Below are 23,458 nucleotides of genomic sequence, written 5' to 3' on the forward strand. Positions count from 1 at the left end.
CCTTGCTTGCGATGTACAACCGTCGGTTGCCAGGGTGTAGCTGTCTGTCAACCTGATGGGAGTGGCCAGTGACTTTCGGTGAGCAGCCGGCCTATCTGCGCGTGGCCGGGGATCTGCGACGGAAGATCGTCGACGGTTCCCTGCCCCCGCACGCCCGGCTCCCCTCGCAGGCCCGCATCCGCGAGGAGTACGGGGTCTCCGACACCGTGGCGCTGGAGGCGCGCAAGGTCCTGATGGCGGAGGGCCTGGTGGAGGGCCGCTCCGGGTCCGGCACGTACGTACGCGAACAGCCGGTCCCGCGGCGGGTCGCCCGCTCCGGCTACCGCACGGGCGGCACGTCGACGCCGTTCCGGCAGGAACAGGCGGACGCGGGCGCGCGGGGCACGTGGGAGTCGAACAGCGAGCAGACGGGCGCGCCCGCGGATGTCGCGCAGCGGCTGGGCATCGAGCCGGGCGAGCGGGTGATGCGGACGCGGTACGTCTTCCGCGACGCGGGTGAGGCCATGATGCTGTCCACCTCCTGGGAGCCGCTCGCCGTGACCGGCCGGACCCCGGTGATGCTCCCGGAGGAGGGCCCGCTGGGCGGCTCCGGGGTGGTGGACCGGATGGCCGCGATCGACGTGGTCGTGGACAACGTGGTCGAGGAGGTCGGCGCACGGCCGGGCCTGGCGGAGGAGATCCTGCTGCTGGGGGGAGTCCCGGGGCACGTGGTGCTGGTGATCGGCCGTACGTACTACGCGTCGGGCCGTGCGGTGGAGACGGCGGACGTGGTGGTTCCGGCGGACCGGTACCGCCTGTCGTACCACCTACCCGTGCGGTAGCCCGGCGCCGCCGCCCCGCGCCTCAATCGCCGGCGGGGCTGGATGTGCCCGATGCCGCCTGTCCAGCGCGGCTCAAAGCCCGGGGCTCCGCCCCGTACCCCGCGCCTCAAACGCCGGCGAGGCTGGATGTGCCGCTGCGGGCGGAAGGTTGCGCCGCGTGCACCTGCGGCTGACGCCGGCCAAATTCAGCCCCGCCGGCGATTGAGGCGCGGGGGCTCGGGGGCGGAGCCCCCGACAGCGGTGGCGCACCGGACAGCGGACAGGGGGTCCGGAGGGTGTAACCCCCGGGCAACACCAATGCGTGACGGGGCGTCACAAGGGCGGCCTAGCGTCGGACGGCATGACCGACACCGCCACCACCCCCGCCCCCGCGAAAGCAACCCGCAGCTACGCGAAGTTGGCCGCCGACGAAAGTCGTGAGGACTACTCGCTCAGATACGCGCCCCACTCCTTCCGCCGCTGGGGCCCAGGCACCGTCGCCGGCACCGCCCTCGGCGGGATCGCCTACCTCGCCGACTTCGCCATCGGCGCGTCCATCGTCTTCGCCTACGGATTCACCAGCGGCGCCGCCGCGATCCTGGCCGCCGCCGTGGTCATCTTCCTGACCGGCATTCCGATCGCCCGCGCGTGCGCCACGTACGGCCTGGACATGGACCTCGTCACCCGCGGGGCCGGCTTCGGGTACTTCGGGTCCACCCTGACCTCCCTCATCTACGCGTCCTTCACCTTCATCTTCTTCGCCCTCGAAGGTTCGATCATGGCCCAGGCCATGCACCAGGCGGTCGGGCTCCCGCTGGAGGTCGGCTACCTCCTCACCACCCTCGTGGTGATCCCGATCGTGTTCAAGGGCATGGGCGCGCTCGCCAAGGTGCAGGCCTGGACGCAGCCGATCTGGCTGATCGGGCTCGTGCTGCCCTTCGTGGTGCTCGCCTTCCACGCCCCCGAAGCGTGGGGCGCCTTCGCCGACTTCGGCGGGACCCAGGGCGCCGGATCCGGGTTCTCCTGGATCGGCTTCGGATTCGGGACCGGCATCGCCCTCTCGCTCATCGCGCAGATCGGGGAGCAGGCCGACTACCTGCGGTTCATGCCCGCCAAGTCCCCCGCCAACAGCCGCAAGTGGAACCTCGCCGTGCTCGCCGCCGGGCCCGGCTGGGTGATCATCGGCGCGGCCAAGCAACTCGGCGGCGCCTTCCTGGCGTTCGTCGCCCTGGAGGCGGTGGGCACCACGCACGCCCTGGAGCCGATCGCCCCGCAGATCGAGGCCCTGCGCCCGTGGCTCGGCGGCTTCGCGCTGCCCGCCGCCGCGCTCTTCGTGATCGTCTCGCAGATCAAGATCAACGTGACGAACGCGTACAGCGGCTCGCTGTCCTGGTCGAACTTCTTCTCCCGCGTCACCCACCGCCACCCCGGCCGGGTCTGGTACATCTTCCTCAACCTCGGCATCGCGCTGACGCTGATGGAACTGAACATGTTCGCGATGCTCGGCAAGCTGCTGGGCTTCTACTCCAACGTGGGCATCGCCTGGATCGCCGCCGTGGCAGCCGATCTCGTGATCAACAAGCGGCTCGGACTCAGCCCGCCGTACATCGAGTTCAAGCGGGCCTACCTGTACGCCGTCAACCCGGCGGGTTTCGGCGCGATGGTGATCGCCTCCACCGTCTCGATCCTCGCCTTCTTCGGGCTGTTCGGCACCTACGCCGAGGCCTTCTCCACCTTCATCGCGGCCGGCCTCGCCCTCCTGCTGTGCCCGTTGATCGCCTGGATGACCAGGGGGAAGTACTACCTGGCCCGGCCGAACACCGTGAACGGGCCGGACGTGGCGGTCGAGGACGTCACCGCCACCCACGTCTGTTCCGTCTGCGAGACGTCGTACGAACTCCCCGACATCGCCGACTGCCCCGTGCAATCGGGCCCGATCTGTTCGCTCTGCTGCTCGCTCGACGCGACCTGCGGGGACGTCTGCCGCAAGGAGGCGACGGGCGGCGCGGTGATCCTGCCGATGCCCGCGGTGCGCCCCGTACGCCCCGTCTGAACCGGCGCGCACGGCTCACTCGTACACATGGCCGGATGAGTACGCCCGCGAGGTACCTCTTCGTGAAAAACCGTATCCGCTGCGTAAAGGTCGGGCGTAAGCTCGGGCATATGCGCAATGCGGTTTCCCGGGCAGGTACGTCGGCGGAGGGTGAAACGCGATGAACGACAGCGGTGCCCTGCTTCCGTGGCTGGTCATACGTCAGGACGACAACGGCAACCGCTACCGGGTGGGTCGCTATCCCACCCGGGCCGAGGCCCAGAAGGTCGTCGACAGTCTCGATGACCGAGGACACAAGCAGCTCTACTGGGTCGAGCGGATCGGTCAGACCGCCACGACGAACTGAGTGAGCGTTGACATAGGCTCCGCCCATGACTGTACGAGTGGTCGTGGGCGGAGCCCTTTGTCATGAGGGGCGCCTGCTGGCCGCCCGACGCAGCGCGCCGCCGGAGCTCGCCGGACGCTGGGAGCTGCCCGGCGGCAAGGCCGAGCCGGGTGAGTCCGTCCCCGAGGCGCTGGTCCGCGAACTGCGCGAGGAACTCGGCGTCGAGACCGAGCCGCTGGAGCGGATCCCCGGTGAGTGGCCGCTGAAGCCCGGCCTCGTCCTGCACGTGTGGACGGCCCGGCTGCTCTCCGGAGTGCCGGCCCCGCTGGAGGACCACGACGAACTGCGCTGGCTCGGGCCGGAGGAGCTGGAGTCGGTGGACTGGCTCGACCAGGACCGGCCCGCCGTCGCCGAGGCCGGTCGCCGGTTGCGGAGCGCGAGCGCCGACGGGGGCGCGTGACGCTCGCGCGCTGGGCCGTCTGCGCCACAGTGCGCCGGTGGGCGGGGGATCGGGTGGTACGACGCCTCAAATATCGGGTATGTCGCTATTAGTCCCTATCTCGTCCCCCTTTCGTCACAGACGAACCGGACTGGGGTCAATGCTGGCCCGGGAAGTGATCGGCGTGATCGACACAGACGGTGAACGTGCCGAATGGGCCTTCCCCGCCGAGCCCGGTGCCGTCCGTACCGCCCGCCACGCCGTGCGCGGCACCCTCAGGGCCTGGGGCCTGGAGGCCGTCGGCGATGTGACCGTCCTGCTGGTCAGCGAGCTCGTCACCAACTCCCTCAGGTACGCCTCCGGCCCCATCGGCGTCCGGCTGGTACGGCGTGATCCAGCCGCCACCGGCCCGGCGGGCGGGGCCGCGCTGCTCGTGGAAGTTTCCGATCCGCTTCCGGATCCGCCCCGCGAACGGGTCGCGCAGCCCGACGACGAAGGCGGCCGCGGACTGCACCTCGTCGCCGCCTCCTCGCAGCGTTGGGGGACCCGTCACGGGAAGTCGGGCAAGACTGTGTGGTTCGAGTTGGCTCTTCCTGGTGAGTAACAAGGTGAGATCACGTGACGTGGCTCGAAACTAACGGGACCTTTTTGTGATCGTGAACGCCGTGCCGAGCGGGGCCGTGGTGCTGAATACTGCGGTCATGGCCGGTCCGGTTGCGGTGAGCTGGAGGGGACGGTCGCGTGAGCGAGATACCTGCGCAGGCACAGCAGACCAGCGTGCCTCGCGAAACATGGCACGACGCCCTGTGGCACAGCAGTCCACCTGGCTCGATATATGACTACATAAAGGTCGCGTCGTTCTCGATCGGGCCCGACGGGCTCATCGACCAGTGGAGCCTGCGCGCCGAGGAACTCTTCGGGCTGCCGTCCTCCCAGGCCGTGGGCCGCGACCCCGTCGACGCCTTCATGCCGCCGGAGCTGCGCGCCGACGCCCACCGCAGGGTCTCCGAGATCCTCGACGGCAAAGAATGGACGGGCCTGATCCCCTTCCGCATCCCCGGCGGGGGCGGCACGCACGGGGTGGCGGAGATCTACGTGATGCCGACCCAGACCGAAAGCTCCGAGCGGGCCGCGCTGTGCGTCGTCGTCGACGTACGCGCGCTGCGACGCATCGAATCCGATCTTGCGGCCTCACAAGCCATATTCGGCCAATCTCCGTTCGGCTTCCTCCTCTTCGGCACGGACCTCACCGTGCAGCGGGCCAACCGCCGCTTCGCCACCGTCTTCGGGGGAGCGGCCGAGGAGCACCGGGGCCGGACCGTGCACGACTACCTGCCGCGGGACGAGGCCGACCGGATGGCCGAGGCCCTGCGCCGGGTCCTGGAGACCGGGGACTCCGTCACCGACCTCCGGATCACCGGAGCCGCCCCCGGCAGCCGGGAGAACCGTCACTGGTCCATCAACCTCTACCGCGTGCACGGCGGCACCGGCCGGCCCATCGGAGTCGCCGGCATCGGCACCGACGTCACCCGGCGCCACCTCGCCGCCCGCGAGGCCGCCGGCGTACGGCGCAACCTCGCCCTGCTCAACGAGGCCGGGCACCGGATCGGGAACTCCCTGGACCTGGAGACCACCGCCCGCGAGCTGCTCGACGTCACCGTGCCCGGCTTCTGCGACCTGGCCGCCGTCGACCTCTACCAGGGGCTGCTGCTCGGCGACGACGACCGCCCCGCCCGGCCACAAGGCCCCGGCGTGCCGAGCCTGCCCGGCCAGGGCCCGGCACGCACCCCGTCCGCGCCGCTGCGGCGGGTCGCCTTCGCCTCGGCGGTCTCGGACGCGCCGCTGTCCGGCCCGGGCGCGCTGGTCTCCGTTGGGGAGGTCCACCGCTACCCGGCCGCCTCGCCGGGCGCGCTCGCGCTGCGCACGGCCCGGCCGCGGCTGATCGAGGGCGGCGGGCCGGACGACCTCGTGCAGTCCACGCTGGTCGTGCCGATGGTCGCCCACGACACGGTGGTCGGGCTCGCGCAGTTCTCCCGTACGAAGGGCAGCGAACCCTTCGGCGAACGGGACAGGGCGGTCGCGGTGGAGCTGGCCGCCCGCGCCGCCGTGTGCATAGACAACGCGCGGCTGTACCGGCGCGAGCACGAGCGGGCGCTGATATTGCAGCGCAGCCTGCTGCCGCCCGGCGACCCGGAAGCGGCCGGCCTCGACATCGCCTGCCGCTACCTGCCCGGGAACGCGGCCACCGAGGTCGGCGGCGACTGGTTCGACGTCATCGAACTCCCGGGGCACCGCACCGCGCTGGTCGTCGGCGACGTCATGGGCCGTGGGCTGCGGGCCGCCGTCGCGATGGGCGAACTGCGGACCGCCGTACGGACCCTCGCGCTGCTGGACCTCGAACCGGCGGAGGTGCTGACCGCGCTGGACGAGATCGCCCGCGGTCTCGGCGCCCCCGGCGGATCCCAGCAGGCCTCCCGGGCCGCCCTGCACTCGCGGGACGCCGACCGCTCCGAGGTGTACCTCGCCACCTGCGTGTACGCCGTCTACGACCCGGTGACCCGGCGCTGCACCATCGCCAACGCCGGCCACATGCCGCCGGTACTGGTGGAGCCCCCGGACGAGGCCGGCAAGCCGCGGCCCGCGCTGCTGCTGGAGGTACCGCCGGGCATGCCCCTCGGCGTGGGCGGCGAGCCCTTCGAGGAGGTCGAGGTGGATCTCCCCGAGGGCGCGCTCCTCGCGCTCTACACCGACGGACTGGTCGAATCCCGCGACCACCCGCTGGAGGAGGGCCTGCGTGGGCTGCGGGAGGCCCTCGCGGACCCGGTCCGCCCGCTGGAAGACGTCTGCGACCACGTGCTGAACACCCTGGACACCCGGCACGGGGAGGACGACATCGCCCTCCTCATGGCCCGGGTACAGGGCCTGCCCGTGGACGCCGTCGGCGACTGGCAGCTGCCCCGCGAGGCCCGCTCGGTGGGCCGCGCCCGGGAACTGGCCCGGGCGAAGCTGCCGGCGTGGGGCCTCGAAGGCCTGCTGGACACCACGGAACTCCTGGTGAGCGAGCTCGTCACCAACGCCCTGCGGTACGGGGAGGGCGAGATCAGGCTCCGCCTCCTGCTCGACCGGACCCTCGTCTGCGAGGTGTGGGACGCGAACCTGGTCCAGCCGAGACGCCGCCGGGCCCGTGACACGGACGAGGGCGGCCGGGGCCTCCAGCTGGTCGGCCTGCTGTCGGCCGGCTGGGGCACCCGCCGTACCCACCGGGGGAAGACGGTCTGGTTCGAGCTGCCGTTGCCCGGCGCGACGGCGGAGGCGGTGGCCGAACTCTCGGCGGAGCAGCTGCTGAACATGTACGGATGAACGGATAACCGGTGGCGGCCCCGTACCGCGGCGGGCAGGGTACGGGGCGATGAGCGACGACGAACACAGAGCCCGGTACGCCCCTTACGACTCGCTGCACGGGCTGCTCCAGCGCGGCCGCGGCCTGGGCGCCGTACGGGCCGGGCAGGACCCGGCGGCGGCCGCGCCGCTCGTGTACGAGGTGATCCGGCGGGACTGGCGCTGGGACGGTCTCGACCACCGCGCCCTCTTCCACGCGCGTCTGCTCCGGGACCTGGAACTGTCCCCCGCGCCCGTGGTGGCGCAGCTGGCGGGGGACGAGGACGACTGCATGCGGGCGATCGAGGTACTGGAGCTGCTCGCTCTCGCCGGATCCGACGAAGCGAGGGAGGGCCTGCGGGCCCATGTCCGCGAGGGCGCGCACTGGATCCGCGTACTGGAGTCGGTCGCGGACCTCTGGCCGGTCGAGTGGTGGGAGGACCTGGAGCCGGTCGCGCGGTCCCGGATCGGCGGGGAGCAGGAGGAGTTGTGGCCCTGCGAGCCGTGGATCCGGTTCGGGATGGAGACGAAGGTCTTCCCCGACCTGCCCGCCCAGGCTTTCGCCGACCGGAGCGGCGAGGAGCTGCTCGCCCTGCTGGCCGACCCCCGTACCGGCGAAGGCGAGAAGATCGGCGCGCTGTACGTACTGGCCCGCCGGCCACCGGAGGAAGGGCTGATCCCGCTCGTGCCCTTGCTCGGGCGCTCGGACGGCAGGCTACCGCTGCCCGCCCTCACCCGGGCCGTGGAGGGCCTCGGCGCCCTCGCCGTGCCGGCCGCGCGGTGGTGGGCGGCGGACGAGCGGGAGTGGCTGGCCGCTCTGGGGGCCGACGTACTGGCCGATCACCTCGGGCCCGAGGTGATCCCGCGGCTCGTGGCGGAACTGGCGGACCAGTGGCGGGAGCGGGACTGGTGCGGCCCCTACCTGACCGCGAAGCGGCTCGCCCGGTTCGGACCCGACGCGGCCGAGGCGGTGCCGGTGCTGCGCCGGTTCTGGCTGCGCACCCCGCACTCCCTGGAGCGGCCCGACTATCTGCGGGCGCTCGCCGCCGTCGACCGCGGCGGCCTGGACCACACGCACACCGAGTCGCTCTGGGACTGCGAGACCGGGGCGCGGCTGCTGGGCATCGCGGAGGCGCCGGACGGGCCGGAGGCCGTTGCCCGGCTCGCGGTCCTGCGGGACGACCCGATGGAGGACCCCGAGGTCCGCGCGGCCGCCGAAGCCCGCCTGGGGGGTCGGTCATCCGGCTGAGCGCCGCTGCTGGGGCTCCGCCCCGGACCCCGCGCCTCTGGCCGGATGTTCCAGCCCCGCCGGCGTTTGAGGCGCGGGCGCGGAGCGCCGCGTTTTGAGCCGCGGGTACGGGCGGAGCCCGGCACCCACCCGCACCCCCCGGGAGGGATCAGGCGGCGCGGCCCTGCTTGAGCGCAGCGAGCCTCGCCTCGATCTCGGACGTCTTGCCGAGGTCCTCCAGGGACTCGAACTGCGCGTCCAGCGAGGAGGCCGCCAGCTCCTGCTTGCCGAGGGCCTTGGCCTCCTCCCGGCGGACCTTGTCCTCGAACCGCGACAACTCACTCGTCGGGTCCATCACGTCGATGTTCTTCACCGCGTCCATCATCGTGTTCTGCGCCTGCGCGGTCTTGGCCCGAGACACCAGCTCGTCCCGCTTCGCCTGGAGCTCCGTCAACTTGCTCTTCATGGAGTCGAGGCCCGACTTGAGCTTGTCCACGACCTCCGTCTGCGCGGCGATCGTCGGCTCCGCCGTCTTCGCCTCCTTCTCGGACTGCATCTGCCGGCCCAGCGCCACCTTCGCGAGGTTGTCGAACTTGTCGGCGTCCACCGCGGAGCCACCGGCCCGCAGTTCGTCGGCCTTCTTGCTCGCCGCGAGCGCCTTGGTGCCCCACTCGGCGGCCGCCTCCACGTCCTCCTTGTGGTCCGCCTCCAGCATCCGGAGGTTGCCGATCGTCGTCGCGACGGCCTGCTCGGCCTCCGAGATGTTGTTCGAGTAGTCGCGGATCAGCTGGTCGAGCATCTTCTGCGGGTCCTCGGCCTGGTCCAGCAGTGCGTTGATGTTGGCTTTGGCGAGCTGCGTGACACGGCCGAGGATGGTCTGCTTGCTCATGTGGGGCTCTCCTGATCAAGGGTCAAGGGTCAAGGGTCAAGGGGAAGGCGTGTTGCCGAAGCCGAAGCCGAAAGCCGAACGCGGTTCAGAAGCGGCCGCCGCCGCCCATGCGGCCGCGGGTTCCGCCGCCGCCGAAGGAGCCCGGGCCGCGGCCCCCGCCGCCGAAGCCGCCCCCGCCCCCAAGGCCGCCGCCGCGCAGGATCTCGCCGAGGATGATTCCGCCGAGTACCGCGCCGCCCCGGCCGCCGCCTCCGCCGCGCCTGCCGGCGTACGGGTCCTGGTACGCCCGTACGTCGGCCTCCGCGAGCTCCTGCGCCTGCCGGGCGAGGGAATCCGCCCGCTGTGCCTCCGCCAGCGCTCCCGCCGGGTCCGACGAGGACAGGGCCGCGGCCCGCTCCAGGTGTCGGCCGGCCTCCGCCAGCCGGGTGCGGGCCTGGCTGCCGACCGCGCCCCGGGTGGTGGTGACGTAGTCCGTGGCCGCTCCGATCGCACTGCGCGCCGAGAGCATGGCCTGGTCGAGCAGGGCCACCGCCCGCTGCCGGCCCGACTCCCGCTCCCGCGCACCGGCCAGCGCCTCGTCGAGGGCCGCGTCGGCCTCCTCGATGCGGCGCAGGGCGTCGATCGGGTCGTACCGGCCGCCGGCCTCCTCCTGCCGTACGTCGGCCAGTACGGCCTCCGCCCGGCTGATCCGGCCGCGCAGGTCCGCCGTGGAGGTGCCCTCCGTGGTGCCGGTCAGCAGCCCGCGGGCGTCCGCCAGGTCGGTCTCCGCCTCGTTCAGCGCGCCCGGCAGCTTCCCGGCGGCCTGCGCCAGCTCCTGCGCCCGCCGCTCGACCGCGTCGACGAGGGTCGCCGCCTGGTCCACCGCGCCCTCGGCGGCGCGTACGTGCACGGCAGCCTTGCCGTTGTCGCCGGCGTCGAGCGCCGCGCGGGCCTCGTCGAGACTGGTCGTCGCGAACAGCATCCGTTCCTCGGCCTGTTCGGGGTTGGACGCCACCGGCCCGGACGCGGAGTCGGCGTACCGCCGCTTCAGCGCCGTCAGGGTCGCCTCGGCCGTGGTGGCGCGCCCGGTGAGTGCCCGGAAGTGCTGCTCCACCGTGGCGAGGGCCTGCGGGGCGTTCTTCTCCAGGTCCCGCAGCCGGTCGAAGTCCGCAGACTCGGCGTCGAGCCGCCGGTTCGCCTCGGTGCAGCGGGCGACGATCTCGTCCAGCATCCGGCGCCGGGTCGCGTCGTCCTCGGGGTAGGCGTCGTCGAGCTGCTGGCGCAGCCGGAAGGCGTGCGTCAGCTCGTCCTTGGCGTACTTCACGGCCTCGGTGAAGGGGCCGATCGCCGCCTCGCCGAACTGGGCGTCGGCGAAGCCGAGTTCCTCGATGCTGGTACGGATCGCGTCGTCGGTCTCCACCAGCAGCGTCTTGGCCTTGGTGTCCAGTTCCGGGAGCGGGAGCCGGTCCGGCGCCCCTTCGGGCCAGCCCGGCCCGGTCGTGGCCCCGCGGCCGCTGCCGGAGACCCAGCGCTTGCGGCGGGTGTACGCGTACAGGCCGAGCGCCCCGGCCGCGCCGACCGCGACCACCGGGAGCACGTAGTCCCCGGCGCCGCTCTCCCCGCTCGCCTTGCCGCCGGGATCGGCGGGGCCCGGCGTGATGGTCGGCGCCGGTACGGGCTGCCCGCCCAGCACCGCGGCGTAGCCGCCTGCCGCGCCGATGGCCGCGCCCGCCCAGTCGTTCTGCTTCAGGGCCGGCTCGATGGCGACCCGGGCCACCTCCGCCAGCTGCTGCTCGGTGAAACCGGAGTCGACGGCGGCCGAGTACGCGTACTGGCGGGCCCCGGTCGCCACGGCCAGCAGGACGTCGTTCTGGCCGAGGCCGTTCTTCTCCGCGGTGGCGTCGGCCCAGCTCTGGGCGGAGCGCCCGGAGAAGTCGCGTACGTACGTCACGAAGAGCTGGATGCGGCGGTCCGCGTAGAGCCTGTCGAGCGCGGCGGTGACGGCCGGCTGCCGGTCGCCCAGTGCCCCGACGCGGTCGGTGATCTGCCCTTGCTGCGACAGGGTGACGGGATCGTCCGCCCGCGCGGGCGGCGCCCCGGCCACGCCCCAACCGCCGACGGTGATCAGTCCGGCGGCCAGGGCGAGCCCGGCCCGTACGCATATCTCGCTTCTCGACCTACTTCTCGGCGGGATCACATTTGGGAGGGTATGGGCGGTTCGGCCCTTCCGCACCCGGAGTCACAGCAAGGTGATCGCCGTCAGTTCGGGCAGCGGGAGCACGACGCTGTCCGCGCGCAGGATCGCCTCGTGGCGGCCGATACCGGGGTGCGCCCAGCGCCATCGGACACTGCCGTCCGCGAGATCGAGGGCGGTCAGGAACGGGGTCCCGGCCTGCCGGCGCAGTCTGCCGGTGTTGCCGCTCGCCGACTTCACGTACAGCAGTCCGGCGCGGATGCCGAGCAGTTCGAGCACACAGTCGCGGGCGTCGCTCCGCGCCGTGACCTCCCTGCGCCACACCACCCGGCCCGAGTCCGCGTCGACGGCGAACACCGAGTCCCCCCGAGTGCCCCGAAGCACCCCGGCCGCGTACAACACGCCCCGTCCGGCCAGTGCCACGGGGGCGGGCACACCCAGTTCGACGGCCCACAGCGGCACGCCGGTGCCCTGGTGCAGCGCGCGCAACTCGGTCCCGTCCACCACGTGGACCGGGCCCACGGGCACACTCGGCGCCTCCACCCCCGCCCCCGGCCACAGCAGGGCGCCGCTCTGCAGGTGCAGGCTCGTCAGGCCCCCTCGGTCGGCGAGGACCACGCAGTCCGGACCGACCGTCAGCGCGAGCGCGTCCGTGAACGGCCCCGCATGCCGCCAGACTTCCTGCCCGGTGGCCGCGCTCACGGCCGTCACCGCCTCCCGACCCCCGTACAGCACGAGGTTCCCGGCCACCGTGAACCGCGCGCGGTCCGGCGAGCCCACGGGAGTCTCCCCGGGCAGGTCGCGCCACCACCGCACCCTGCCGTTCAGCGCCTCCCGCGCCAGCAGCCGCACCCCCGGGGCGTCCCGCCGCTGCACCGCGACATGGACCACGCTCTCGTTCGGGTGCGCCGCGAGGGCCACCGACCTCGACCCGGACAGCGGAGTCGCCCGCACCCCCGCGTCGGCGGCCGCCATCCAGAGCGTCGCGCCGTTCTCCGCCCGTACGCAGCCCACATGGCCCCCCGCCATCCAGGCCACGTCGTCCCCGACCCGGCGGAGCGATGACGGGGTCGCCGAGGTGGACCAGCGGGGTACCCCGGACAGTCCCTCCAGGCGGTGGCTCAGCCGGAGCGGGGAGTCGGCGCCGCCGGCCGTCACCGGGGGGTGCTCCGGCGGGGTGCCGGCATCCGAGGCCACTTCCGGGAGCCAGGGCGCCGACCATCCGGCCAGGCACTCCCGGGCGATCCCGGCCAGTGCGAGGGCCCGTTCGGGACCCGCGGGGTGCGCGGCACGCGCCGCGGTCGCCCGGTCCCGGGCGGTCGCCGGATCCAGGGCTGTCGGGGAGCCCTGCGCGAGCCGCCGGCGGGCTTCGGCCAAGGAGCCGATGACCATGTCGATCTCCGGGTCGCCGACCCTTTCCCCGTCCGCCCGCAGCATGCCCTCCGCCTGGCCGAGCAACCGCGCGGCCTGCACGCGCTGCCCCCGCGCGGCCAGTTCGTCCGCCGTCTCCCGCAGAGCGACGGCCCGCTCCCGCGCGGCACGGGAAGCGGTCCGCTCCGCGAGGCCGAGCGCCTCGGCCGCGGTCTCCGGGTCCCCGGCGTCGGCCCTGGCGCGGGCGATCCGGGCCAGGGCCACGGCGCGCGCACCGGGCTGCCCGATCCCCTCGGCGTGCCGCAGTGCCCCGGGCAGGTCCCGTTCGGCGATCGCCGCGACGATGTCGGTCTCGGTGGCCGCGTACAGGCCGGTGTCGCCGATGTGGGACAGGTACCGGGCCGCGAGCACGTGATCGGTGCGGGCGGCGGCGACGGCGGCCCGGGCCAGGATGCGGTCGGTCGTCGACCGGTCCCCGAACTCGTGCAGGGCGAGCTGGGCCGCGCGCTCCGGGGCGACCGCCGCAAGTGCCTCGGCCACCTGGCGCAGCGGGTCCGCGCGGGTCGGGCCGAATTCCGTGAACAGCGCTTGCTGGGCCTCGGTCAGCACCCGCCCGCCGCGCGCGGGGGCATGTACGGAGATCCGCCGGGCGAGGGCGGTCAGCAGGACGGCGACCCGGGCCCCGCCGCCGCCGTCCGTCCAGGCGCAGAGCTCGGCATCGGTGAGCAGTCGTTGCGCGAGCCCGGCGTCGAAGCGGGCGGCGACGTCCGCGGCGGCGGCCAGGGCCTCCAGGCGCCGCTCCCCGGCACCGGGCGTGACCCGCACGGCCTCTTCCGCCTGACGCAGCAGTTCCCGCACGAGCTCCCACGGCGGCTCCTGGGATCGGGAGGCGCCGGCAGGGGCGCCGTGGGTGCCCCGTTCCACGACCGTCGGGACGTACTCCGGCGCCGGGCCCGCGGCCGACAGCCCGCGCAGGATCTCGCCCACCACGCGTGCCGATTCCGGGCGCTCGGCGGGCTTCTTGGCCAGCAGGGCCATGAGCAGCCCGGCCAGGGCGGGGGGCGCCGCGGGCAGCGGGGCCGGGGGCTCCTCGATGTGCCTGCGCGCCAGGGTGTACATCGGCTCGGCCACGCCGAAGGGCGGCTTCCCGCAGAGCAGGGCGTACAGCACGCACCCCAGGGCGTAGAGATCGCAGCGCGCGTCCACGTGCTCGCCCAGCCACTGCTCGGGGGCCATGTAGGCGAAGGTGCCGAAGATCCGGCCCGTCACCGTCCAGCCCGCCGTGGCGTCCGAGGAGTGCGCGATGCCGAAGTCACAGATCTTGAGCCGGCCGCCGGGCAGCAGGAACAGGTTCGCGGGCTTCAGGTCCCGGTGCACCACGGACTGTTCGTGCGCGGCGGCCAGGGCCTCCGCCGTCTGGGCGGCCAGTCCGAGCACGGTGGCGACCGGCAGTCCGTCCCGCTCGCGGGCCAGTACGCTCCCGAGGTCCTCGCCGGAGAGCAGCTCCATGACGATGAAGAGCCGGCCGTCCTCCTGCCCCACGTCGTGCACCACCGTGATGCCCGGGTGCTGGAGCCGGGCCCCGATGGTGGCCTCGCGCCGGAACCGGGCGACGACCTCGTCGCCCGTCGCCGCCTCCAGCAGCACCTTGACCGCGACGGACCGGCCCAGCTGTAGGTCGTGTGCCCGCCAGACCTCGCCCATGCCACCCTGCCCGAGCCGCTGGTCCAGTCGGTACCGGCCGCCCAGCTGATCCCCCACGCGCACGCGAAGCCCCCTGACGTCACGTCAATCGACGCTACTTCAGGGGGCATTGTGTACCGATCGCGGACTACTGGGGATCGGAACGGCGCCGGATCCGGCTCCCGAGCCACACCAGCGGGTCGTACTTGCGGTCCACCGCCCGCTCCTTCAGCGGGATCAGCGCGTTGTCGGTGATCTTGATGCCCTCGGGGCAGACCTCCGTACAGCACTTGGTGATGTTGCAGTAGCCGAGCCCGTGCTCCTCCTGGGCGGTGCGCTTGCGGTCGAGGCCCGCCTCCGCCGCCGCGTCCAGGGGGTGCATGTCCAGCTCCGCGACCCGCATCAGGAAGCGGGGGCCCGCGAAGGCGGTCTTGTTCTCCTCGTGGTCACGCACCACATGGCACGTGTCCTGGCACAGGAAGCACTCGATGCACTTGCGGAACTCCTGCGAGCGCTCCACGTCGATCTGCTGCATCCGGTACGCGCCCGGGGCCACCCCCTCCGGAGGTACGAACGACGGGACCTCCCGGGCCTTTTGGTAGTTGAAGGACACGTCCGTGACCAGGTCCCGGACGACCGGGAAGGCGCGCAGCGGGGTCACCGTGATCGTCTCGGACCGCTCGAAGGTCGACATCCGCGTCATGCACATCAGCCGCGGCCGCCCGTTGATCTCCGCGCTGCACGAGCCGCACTTGCCGGCCTTGCAGTTCCAGCGCACCGCGAGGTCCGAGGCCTGGGTGGCCTGGAGCCGGTGGACGATGTCCAGGACCACCTCCCCGTCGTGCACCTCGACGGTGAAGTCCCGCAGTTCCCCGCCCTCCGCGTCGCCCCGCCAGATCCGGAAGCTCGCGTCGTACGTACTCATTCGTACAGCTCCTCTTCGGCGAGGTACTTGACCAGCTCTTCCTTCTCGAAGAGCGCGAGCAGGTCGGGACGGATGGGGTCGGTGCGGACCCGGGTGAGCTCGATCCGGTCGGCCGCCGGATCCGCGGGTGACGGATCGACCGGCCGGCACAGCAGGTTCACCGGCCGCCAGCTCCGCTCCATCGCCGGGCAGTCCTCGCGGGTGTGCCCGCCCCGGCTCTCGGTGCGTTCCAGGGCCGCGCGGGCCACGCACTCGCTGACCAGCAGCATGTTGCGCAGGTCCAGGGCGAGGTGCCAGCCCGGGTTGAACTGCCGGTGCCCCTCGACCCCGGCCCGGGCGGCCCGCTCGCGCAGGCCCGCCAGCTTCTCCAGGGCCTCGGACATCTCGCCCGCCCGCCGGATGATGCCGACCAGGTCGTTCATGGTCGTCTGGAGTTCCTGGTGGAGGGTGTACGGGTTCTCCGCGCCGTCGTCGGCGTGGAACGGGGCCAGCGCCTCCGCGGCCGCCGCGTCGATCTCCGCCTGGGACACGACGGCCCGGGCACCGGAAGCCGCCGCGTGCTCCGCCGCGTGCAGGCCCGCCCGGCGGCCGAAGACCAGCAGGTCGGACAGGGAGTTGCCGCCCAGCCGGTTCGAGCCGTGCATCCCGCCCGCGACCTCGCCCGCCGCGAACAGCCCCGGGACACCGACGGTGGCCGCGGTGTCGGAGTCGACCGCGATGCCGCCCATCACGTAGTGGCAGGTCGGGCCCACCTCCATCGGCTCGGCCGTGATGTCCACGTCCGCCAGCTCCTTGAACTGGTGGTACATGGAGGGGAGTCGCCGTTTGATCTTCTCGGCCGGCATCCGGGTGGACACGTCGAGGAAGACACCGCCGTGCGGGGAGCCGCGGCCCGCCTTCACCTCGGAGTTGATGGCCCGCGCCACCTCGTCGCGCGGCAGCAGCTCGGGCGGACGCCGGTTGTGGTCCGGGTCCTCGTACCAGCGGTCGCCCTCCTCCTCCGACTCGGCGTACTTCTCCTTGAACACGTCCGGGATGTAGTCGAACATGAACCGCTTGCCCTCGGAGTTGCGCAGCACCCCGCCGTCACCGCGGACCGATTCGGTGACGAGGATGCCCTTCACGGAAGGGGGCCAGACCATTCCCGTGGGGTGGAACTGCACGAACTCCATGTTCAGCAGGGGCGCGCCCGCGAGCAGGGCCAGCGCGTGGCCGTCGCCCGTGTACTCCCAGGAGTTCGAGGTGGTCTTGAAGGACTTGCCGATCCCGCCCGTGGCCAGGACCACCGCCGGGGCCTCCAGGACGAAGAACCGGCCGGACTCGCGTTCGTAGCAGAAGGTCCCCGAGACCCCTGCTCCGTCTTTGAGACTGCGATCTTTCAAAACCCTGGTGACCGTGCACTCCTGGAAGACCTTGAGCCGGGCCTCGTAGTCCCCGTACTCCTTGAAGTCCTCCTGCTGGAGCTGGACGATCTTCTGCTGGAGGGTGCGGATCAGCTCCAGGCCCGTACGGTCGCCCACGTGCGCGAGGCGCGGGTACTCGTGGCCGCCGAAATTGCGCTGGGAGATCTTCCCGTCGGGCGTCCGGTCGAAGAGCGCGCCCCAGGTCTCCAGCTCCCAGACCCGGTCCGGGGCCTCCTTCGCGTGCAGCTCCGCCATCCGCCACTGGTTGAGGAACTTGCCCCCGCGCATGGTGTCGCGGAAGTGGACCTGCCAGTTGTCGCCCTCGTTGACGTTGCCCATGGAGGCGGCGATCCCGCCCTCGGCCATCACCGTGTGGGCCTTGCCGAAGAGGGACTTGCAGATCACGGCCGTACGGGCGCCGCGCTCGCGGGCCTCGATCGCGGCCCGCAGCCCGGCGCCGCCCGCGCCGACCACGACCACGTCCCACTGCTGCCGGTCGACTTGAACCATGTCAAAAGATCCTCGGGTCGGTGAAGGCGCCGCTGGCGATCAGGTACACGTAGAAGTCGCACAGGGCGACGCTGATCAGGGAGGCCCACGCCAGCTGCATGTGGCGGGTGTTGAGCCGGCTGATCCAGCCCCACAGCCGGTAGCGCACCGGATGTTTGGAGAAGTGCTTGAGCCGGCCGCCCATGATGTGCCGGCAGGAGTGGCAGGACAGTGTGTAGGCCCAGATCAGCGCGATGTTGACCAGGAACAGCAGCGTCCCGAGGCCCATGTGGCCCCACGCGTAGTTCTCGTCGCGGAAGGTGAGCACCGTGTCGTACGTGAGGATGCCCGCGACCGGGAGCGCCGCGTAGAAGAAGTACCGGTGCATGTTCTGGGAGATCAGCGGGAAGCGGGTCTCGCCCGTGTACTTCCCGTGCGGCTCGGCGACGGCGCAGGCCGGCGGCGAGGCCCAGAAGCCCCGGTAGTAGGCCTTCCGGTAGTAGTAGCAGGTCAGCCGGAAGCCGAGCGGGAAGATCAAGATCAGCAGCGCGGGGGACAGGCCCCACCAGCTGCCGAAGAGGTCCCAGTTCGGGCCGTCCTTCATCGGGACGCAGTTCTCCGCGAGGCACGGGGAGTAGAACGGGGACACGTACGGGGCCGCGTAGTAGTCGGCGTTCGCGAAGGCGCGCCAGGTCGAGTAGACGATGAAGGCGAGCAGCCCGGCCGCGGTGCCGGCGGGGGCCAGCCACCACCGGTCGGTCCGCAGGTGCCGGGCAGCGATCGCGGCCCGGGAGGCGTCGTGGACGCCGCCGGGCCGCTGCTGAGGTGGTTGTGTGCCTGTGGCCAAAGGGGACTCCGGGTGGAGTGATGAGGGGTGGCCCAGGAGGCCCGGCCGCGGGGCGGCCGGGCCAGATGGGGTGTGCGGGGGTCGGGATGGGTGTGTCGGGACGTCGCCCCGGTCAGGGGGCGCGGCGGTCGCGGGCGCCGAGGCCCTCGTCGTCGACGTCCTGCCACAGCGAGCTGTCGTACGGCGTGTCCGGGACCGTCACCATGCGGGACGGGTCCGGAGCGGCCGCCGGCGTCGAGCTCCCGGGCCTCTGGCGCTTGGCCTGCTGCTCCAGCTGCTCGACTTTGCGCGTCAGCTCGTCCAGGTTGCGTCGTACGGCAGTCAGATCGTCTTGCAGGGACATGATTTGCCCTCACTTCCGCCAAGGTGCGGTGGCAACGCTCATGTGCGCCTGCGAGTGTCGCGCTTCCCGTCCCCGGTTGTGAAGGGACGTGCAGCGATTGCGGGCGCGCAGGCGTAAACCGTGCGCCCCTCCCTGCCCCCCATTCTCATCCCTCTCCCGGGGGAACGCTCCTTCGGCGCGCAAGCGGGATTGGTCCGCACGGGTGGGGTTCGCGGCGTGGCGAGGTGCTGCTGCGAGGGGTGCGGCAGGACGTCGATTTCAGTGGTTTTCGGCAACCGGTGTGATCAGCTCCATATACCGCCGAACGTGATCATGCATCCCCCACGCCCCGCCCCGGAGGTACCACCCATGTCCCAGAGAAGGCGCAGGTCCTTGGCGCTGCTGACCTCGGGAGTCCTCGCGCTGCCGCTGCTCGCGGGCTGCGGTGCGGGCGACGACGAGGGCGGCCCGGCCGCCGCCGGACAGGACATCGCCGCGACCACCCGCGACAAGGTCGCCGACGGCGGCACGCTGCGCTGGGCGGTGGACAGCCTCCCCGACACCTTCAACGCCTTCCAGGCCGACGCCGACGCCACGACCACCCGGATCGCCGGGGCGGTGCTGCCCCAGCTGTTCGTGTTGGACGCCAAGGGGCGGCCGGTGGCCAATCCCGACTACCTGGAGAAGGCCGAGGTCGTCGAGCGGGAGCCCAAGCAGGTCGTCCTGTACAAGCTGAACCAGCAGGCCGTGTGGAGCGACGGCCGCGAGATCGGCGCGGCGGACTTCGTGGCGCAGTGGCGGGCCCTGAACGGCAAGGACTCGGCGTACTGGACCGCCCGCAACGCCGGCTACGAGCGGATCGAGAAGATCGAGCGGGGCAAGACCGACCTGGAGGTCAAGGTCACCTTCGTCAAGCCGTACGCGGACTGGCGCTCCCTGTTCACCCCGCTCTACCCCAAGCAGGTCACCGGCGCCCCGGACGCCTTCAACGAGTCCGCCCGCGGCACGCTGAAGGTGACCGCGGGACCCTTCGCGCTCGGCGCGGTCGACAAGAAGACGGGCACGGTGGCCCTGACCCGCAACCCCCGCTGGTGGGGAGCCCCGACCAAGCTGGACACGCTGGTCCTGACGGCCGTGCCCCGGGCGGAGCGACCGGCCGCGCTCGCCGCCGGGAAGCTCGATCTGGCGGAGATCGACCGGGCGGGCGCCGAGCGGATCGCACTGGCCCACCGGGACGCCTCCGGCAAGAACGGCCCGGGCGCGGCCGGCTCGGGCGGGGCCCCGGCGCACGGCCCGGCCGCCGCGCTGACCCCGGCGCAGGCCACCCTGTCGTGGGCGGTGGCCTTCGGAGCGGACGAGGGCAAGGCCGCGGCGGAGAAGGAGAGCCGCCAGAAGCACGCCGAGTCGGTGCAGCGCTACGCCGACGAACAGTCGGCCCTGCGGACCTTCACCGTGCGCAAGTCCCTGGAGCCCGCCTACACCCAGCTCGCCATGAACGGGGCCTCCGGCCCGCTCGCCGACGAGCGGGTGCGACGGGCGCTGGCCCGGGCCCTGGACCGCAAGGCGCTCGCCGAGATCGTGCTGAAGCCGCTCGGCCTGCCCGCGAAGCCCGTCGGCAGCCATGTGGCCCTGGCCGGGCAGCAGGCGTACGCCGACAACAGCGACTCCCTCGGCGGCCAGGACACCAAGGCGGCCCAGGCCCTGCTCGCGGACGCCGGCTGGCGCCCCGGCGGGAAGATCACCGAGCCCGCGGGGGCCAAGGCCGGCCCGGAGAGCGCGGAGCAGGACGACTCGAAGACTCCCTCGGGCCCGGGCACCGGCAACGACGGCCTGTACATCGTGGGCCAGGACGACCAGCGCAACGGCGAGCTCCACCCGGCCGGCGCCGACCTGCGGGCGGTGACCACCGGCACGGCCCGCCGTGACCACCAGGGCACGCTCGGGAGCCGCCCCGAGGGCCCCGAGGGCCACAGCGGCGACGGCCTCCTCGCCGGGGCCGAGGGCGCGGCCGCGTACGGACTCGACGGGGAGATCGTCGACGCCGACGCATTCGCCAAGGGCGCGGCCGGAGCCCGGCCATCCCCGGTGCTCGCCCCGGCCCCCTTCCTGGCCCAGCAGGAGGACTCCCTCCTCGCCCAGGCCGCGGCCGTCGGCGCACTCGCCGTCGACGACGGCAAGCGCAGCCCGGCCCGTGACGGGGACGCGGTCGAGCCCGACAAGGCGTCCCAGGCCCCGGCCAAGGGGGCGGTGCGCACCTCCGGAAGCGTGCTGGCCAAGGACGGCAAGCCGCTGACCCTGCGCTTCGTGGTCCCGTCGGGCCCCGGCTCGGAGGCCCTGCGCACGGTCGGCGAGCGGATCTCCCAGATGCTCCGGAAGATCGGCGTGACCACCGAGACGACGAAGGTGGCCGACGACAGTTTCTTCAAGGACCACATCGCGGCGGGCCAGTACGACCTGGCCCTCTACTCCTGGCCGGCGACCGCCTACCCCGCCACCGACGCCCGGCCCATCTTCGCCAAGCCGGAGCCGGCCGCGGACGGCTCGCTGCTCGTCGAACAGAACTACACCCGGGTCGGCACCGACCACATCGACCAGTTGTTCGACCAGGCGGTCAGCGCCCTGGACGAGAAGGAGTCCCGCGAGCTGGTGCGCAAGGCGGACGCCCGGATCTGGGCCGCGGCCGGCTCCATCCCGCTCTACCAGCGCCCCGAGCTGGTGGCGGTCAAGCCGGGCCTGGTCAACGCGGGCGCCTTCGGCCTCGGCGCCCCCCGCTTCCAGGACATCGGCTGGAAGAAGCCGCCGACCGCGAAGGACAAGAAGAAGAAGTAGCCGAGCGGAAGCCGTGCGTAAGAAGTGGTGACAAACAGGTGCCTGTCCGGTTGACCGGAGGGTCGCAACCTCAGATGTGACTCAAGTCCCTTGCCCGCCGGATCACCGGCGGGCAAGGTCTTGAGATACCCATTGACCCGCAGGAATTCAGGCAGGACCGGCGCCCGAGGCACCCCACCCCGCACTCGGCCGCACTCATACGTCCGGCCTCTTGACAGACCCCCCGGCAGGCGGTTCCCGCTGCGCGACGTACCATGGGGTAAGGCCGTGGCAGGTTTTCGCCCGGCCGAGGCGAGCGTGCCGGACCGTACGCGACGCCATCCACTATCCCGGGAGAAGCGCCGAAGTGCCCACGCGCCACGACATCCGTAACGTCGCCATCGTCGCCCACGTCGACCATGGCAAGACGACCATCGTCGATGCCATGCTCAAGCAGGCCGGTGCCTTCGCCGCCCACCAGCACCTCGACGACCGCATGATGGACTCGAACGACCTGGAGCGTGAGAAGGGCATCACGATCCTCGCCAAGAACACGGCGGTGAAGTATCACCCCAAGGACGGCGGGGCCCCGATCACGATCAACATCATCGACACCCCCGGCCACGCCGACTTCGGTGGTGAGGTCGAGCGCGGTCTGTCGATGGTGGATGCCGTCGTTCTGCTGGTGGACGCCTCCGAGGGTCCCCTGCCCCAGACCCGCTTCGTCCTGCGCAAGGCCCTGCAGGCGAACATGCCGGTCATCCTCTGCATCAACAAGACCGACCGTCCGGACTCCCGGATCGACGAGGTCGTCAACGACACGTACGACCTTTTCCTGGACCTGGACGCCACCGAGGACCAGATCGAGTTCCCGATCGTCTACGCCTGCGGCCGTGACGGCATCGCCTCGCTGACCAAGCCCGAGGACGGCACCGTCCCCGCGGACAGCGACAGCCTGGAGCCGTTCTTCTCCACCATCCTGGAGCACGTCCCGGCCCCGGTGTTCGACGAGGAGGCCCCCCTCCAGGCCCACGTCACCAACCTGGACGCCGACAACTTCCTCGGCCGCATCGCGCTGCTCCGCGTCGAGCAGGGCGAGCTGCGCAAGGGCCAGACGGTCGCGTGGATCAAGCGTGACGGCTCGATCTCCAACGTCCGCATCACCGAGCTGATGATGACCGAGGCGCTCACCCGCAAGCCGGCCGAGGTGGCGGGCCCGGGTGACATCTGCGCGGTCGCCGGTATCCCCGACATCATGATCGGCGAGACCCTGGCCGACCCGGAGAACCCGATCGCCCTGCCGCTGATCTCGGTGGACGAGCCGGCGATCTCCATGACCATCGGTACGAACACCTCCCCGATGGTCGGCCGCGGCGGCACGGGCAAGGGCGCGGACGCCAAGTCCGCGGTCAAGGACCGCAAGGTCACCGCCCGCCAGGTCAAGGACCGCCTCGACCGCGAGCTGATCGGTAACGTCTCGCTCCGCGTGCTCGACACCGAGCGCCCGGACGCCTGGGAGGTCCAGGGCCGTGGTGAGCTCGCGCTCGCCATCCTGGTCGAGCAGATGCGTCGCGAGGGCTTCGAGCTGACCATCGGCAAGCCGCAGGTCGTCACGCAGGAGATCGACGGCAAGGTGCACGAGCCGGTCGAGCGCATGACCGTCGACGTCCCCGAGGAGCACATGGGCGCGGTCACGCAGCTCATGGGCGTCCGCAAGGGCCGCATGGACAACATGTCGAACCACGGTTCCGGCTGGGTCCGCATGGAGTTCGTCGTCCCGTCGCGCGGCCTCATCGGCTTCCGTACGGAGTTCCTGACGAACACCCGCGGTACGGGTATCGCCCACTCGATCCACGAGGGCCACGAGCCGTGGTTCGGCCAGCTGGTCACCCGCAACAACGGTTCGCTGGTCGCGGACCGCTCGGGTGCGGTCACGCCGTTCGCGATGATCAACCTGCAGGAGCGCGGCGTCCTGTTCACCGAGCCCGGTACCGAGGTGTACGAGGGCATGATCGTCGGCGAGAACTCGCGCGCCGACGACATGGACGTGAACATCACCAAGGAGAAGAAGCTCACCAACATGCGTGCGGCTTCCGCGGACAACACCGAGAACGTGGTGCCGCCCCGCAAGCTCTCCCTGGAGCAGTCCCTGGAGTTCTGCCGCGACGACGAGTGCGTCGAGGTGACCCCGGAGGCCGTCCGCATCCGCAAGGTCGTCCTGGACCAGAAGGAGCGCTCGCGTACCGCGTCGCGCGCCAAGTCCGGCAAGTAGTACCCCGTCCGACTCCAGTCGCCGCTTGGGTGGCGACCGGGTTGGCTGAAACG

General features: G+C 72.1%; 16 protein-coding genes. 9 read left to right on the forward strand and 7 right to left on the reverse strand.

Annotated features, from left to right (window positions below; genetic code table 11):
* The first annotated feature begins 68 nt into the window (after nt 1-68).
* From ACFV9H_RS25780 to ACFV9H_RS25810, 7 genes are all read left to right on the forward strand, one after another.
* Nucleotides 69-821, forward strand: a complete 753-nt coding sequence (locus tag ACFV9H_RS25780) for a GntR family transcriptional regulator (RefSeq protein WP_385402362.1) — start codon at nt 69-71, stop codon at nt 819-821.
* A gap of 340 nt (nt 822-1,161) precedes the next feature.
* Nucleotides 1,162-2,853: a purine-cytosine permease family protein gene (locus ACFV9H_RS25785; protein ID WP_385402365.1), complete on the forward strand. Its 1,692-nt coding sequence runs from the start codon at nt 1,162-1,164 to the stop codon at nt 2,851-2,853.
* A 160-nt stretch (nt 2,854-3,013) separates the two neighbouring features.
* Nucleotides 3,014-3,199, forward strand: coding sequence for an SPOR domain-containing protein (locus ACFV9H_RS25790; RefSeq protein WP_214943524.1), 186 nt, complete (start codon nt 3,014-3,016; stop codon nt 3,197-3,199).
* Nucleotides 3,200-3,224: 25 nt separating this feature from the next.
* Nucleotides 3,225-3,638, forward strand: a complete 414-nt coding sequence (locus tag ACFV9H_RS25795; RefSeq protein WP_385402368.1) for a (deoxy)nucleoside triphosphate pyrophosphohydrolase — start codon at nt 3,225-3,227, stop codon at nt 3,636-3,638.
* 154 nt (nt 3,639-3,792) lie between these two features.
* Entirely contained in the window at nt 3,793-4,221 is a 429-nt protein-coding gene (locus ACFV9H_RS25800) for an ATP-binding protein (RefSeq protein WP_385402442.1), read from the forward strand.
* A 146-nt stretch (nt 4,222-4,367) separates the two neighbouring features.
* Nucleotides 4,368-6,977: a SpoIIE family protein phosphatase gene (locus ACFV9H_RS25805; RefSeq protein ID WP_385402443.1), complete on the forward strand. Its 2,610-nt coding sequence runs from the start codon at nt 4,368-4,370 to the stop codon at nt 6,975-6,977.
* Between the two features lie 49 nt (nt 6,978-7,026).
* The gene (locus ACFV9H_RS25810) at nt 7,027-8,244 is read left to right on the forward strand and encodes a hypothetical protein (RefSeq protein ID WP_385402371.1); all 1,218 of its coding nucleotides are present in this window, start codon (nt 7,027-7,029) and stop codon (nt 8,242-8,244) included.
* A gap of 148 nt (nt 8,245-8,392) precedes the next feature.
* Here ACFV9H_RS25810 and ACFV9H_RS25815 read toward each other — a convergent pair whose 3' ends face one another.
* The 7 genes from ACFV9H_RS25815 to ACFV9H_RS25845 all read right to left on the reverse strand — a co-directional run bounded on the left by ACFV9H_RS25815 (nt 8,393) and on the right by ACFV9H_RS25845 (nt 18,346).
* Nucleotides 8,393-9,112 carry a PspA/IM30 family protein gene (locus ACFV9H_RS25815; RefSeq protein ID WP_385402373.1) on the reverse strand — a complete coding sequence of 240 codons (720 nt, stop codon included), beginning with the start codon at nt 9,110-9,112 and terminating at the stop codon, nt 8,393-8,395.
* An 85-nt stretch (nt 9,113-9,197) separates the two neighbouring features.
* Nucleotides 9,198-11,288: a TPM domain-containing protein gene (locus ACFV9H_RS25820; RefSeq protein WP_385402375.1), complete on the reverse strand. Its 2,091-nt coding sequence runs from the start codon at nt 11,286-11,288 to the stop codon at nt 9,198-9,200.
* Between the two features lie 42 nt (nt 11,289-11,330).
* Nucleotides 11,331-14,423: a protein kinase gene (locus ACFV9H_RS25825; protein WP_385402378.1), complete on the reverse strand. Its 3,093-nt coding sequence runs from the start codon at nt 14,421-14,423 to the stop codon at nt 11,331-11,333.
* A 64-nt stretch (nt 14,424-14,487) separates the two neighbouring features.
* Entirely contained in the window at nt 14,488-15,264 is a 777-nt protein-coding gene (locus tag ACFV9H_RS25830) for a succinate dehydrogenase/fumarate reductase iron-sulfur subunit (protein WP_385402380.1), read from the reverse strand.
* On the reverse strand, nt 15,261-17,177 hold the full coding sequence (locus tag ACFV9H_RS25835) for a fumarate reductase/succinate dehydrogenase flavoprotein subunit (RefSeq protein ID WP_385402382.1): 1,917 nt from the start codon (nt 17,175-17,177) through the stop codon (nt 15,261-15,263). Before ACFV9H_RS25835 ends, ACFV9H_RS25830 begins: the two co-directional genes overlap by 4 nt.
* A gap of 1 nt (nt 17,178) precedes the next feature.
* Nucleotides 17,179-18,003 (reverse strand): hypothetical protein, encoded by an 825-nt coding sequence (locus ACFV9H_RS25840; protein WP_385402385.1) that lies wholly within the window; start codon nt 18,001-18,003, stop codon nt 17,179-17,181.
* A gap of 112 nt (nt 18,004-18,115) precedes the next feature.
* Nucleotides 18,116-18,346: a hypothetical protein gene (locus tag ACFV9H_RS25845; protein WP_385402387.1), complete on the reverse strand. Its 231-nt coding sequence runs from the start codon at nt 18,344-18,346 to the stop codon at nt 18,116-18,118.
* Nucleotides 18,347-18,694: 348 nt separating this feature from the next.
* On the opposite strand from ACFV9H_RS25845, the gene ACFV9H_RS25850 reads away from it, so the two are divergent.
* Nucleotides 18,695-21,154 carry an ABC transporter family substrate-binding protein gene (locus tag ACFV9H_RS25850; protein WP_385402389.1) on the forward strand — a complete coding sequence of 820 codons (2,460 nt, stop codon included), beginning with the start codon at nt 18,695-18,697 and terminating at the stop codon, nt 21,152-21,154.
* Between the two features lie 346 nt (nt 21,155-21,500).
* Complete coding sequence (typA, locus tag ACFV9H_RS25855) at nt 21,501-23,405, forward strand: translational GTPase TypA (protein ID WP_385402392.1); 1,905 nt, start codon at nt 21,501-21,503, stop codon at nt 23,403-23,405.
* Nucleotides 23,406-23,458 lie beyond the last annotated feature (53 nt).

It is taken from the genome of Streptomyces sp. NPDC059874, assembly GCF_042731135.1.
Lineage (GTDB): Bacteria > Actinomycetota > Actinomycetes > Streptomycetales > Streptomycetaceae > Streptomyces.

Coding starts and splice junctions, on each gene's coding strand:
- ACFV9H_RS25785 (WP_385402365.1), top strand. CDS start 1,162: ATGACCGACACCGCCACCACCCCCGCCCCCGCGAAAGCAACCCGCAGC.
- ACFV9H_RS25790 (WP_214943524.1), top strand. CDS start 3,014: ATGAACGACAGCGGTGCCCTGCTTCCGTGGCTGGTCATACGTCAGGAC.
- ACFV9H_RS25795 (WP_385402368.1), top strand. CDS start 3,225: ATGACTGTACGAGTGGTCGTGGGCGGAGCCCTTTGTCATGAGGGGCGC.
- ACFV9H_RS25810 (WP_385402371.1), top strand. CDS start 7,027: ATGAGCGACGACGAACACAGAGCCCGGTACGCCCCTTACGACTCGCTG.
- ACFV9H_RS25815 (WP_385402373.1), bottom strand. CDS start 9,112: ATGAGCAAGCAGACCATCCTCGGCCGTGTCACGCAGCTCGCCAAAGCC.
- ACFV9H_RS25830 (WP_385402380.1), bottom strand. CDS start 15,264: ATGAGTACGTACGACGCGAGCTTCCGGATCTGGCGGGGCGACGCGGAG.
- ACFV9H_RS25835 (WP_385402382.1), bottom strand. CDS start 17,177: ATGGTTCAAGTCGACCGGCAGCAGTGGGACGTGGTCGTGGTCGGCGCG.
- ACFV9H_RS25845 (WP_385402387.1), bottom strand. CDS start 18,346: ATGTCCCTGCAAGACGATCTGACTGCCGTACGACGCAACCTGGACGAG.
- ACFV9H_RS25850 (WP_385402389.1), top strand. CDS start 18,695: ATGTCCCAGAGAAGGCGCAGGTCCTTGGCGCTGCTGACCTCGGGAGTC.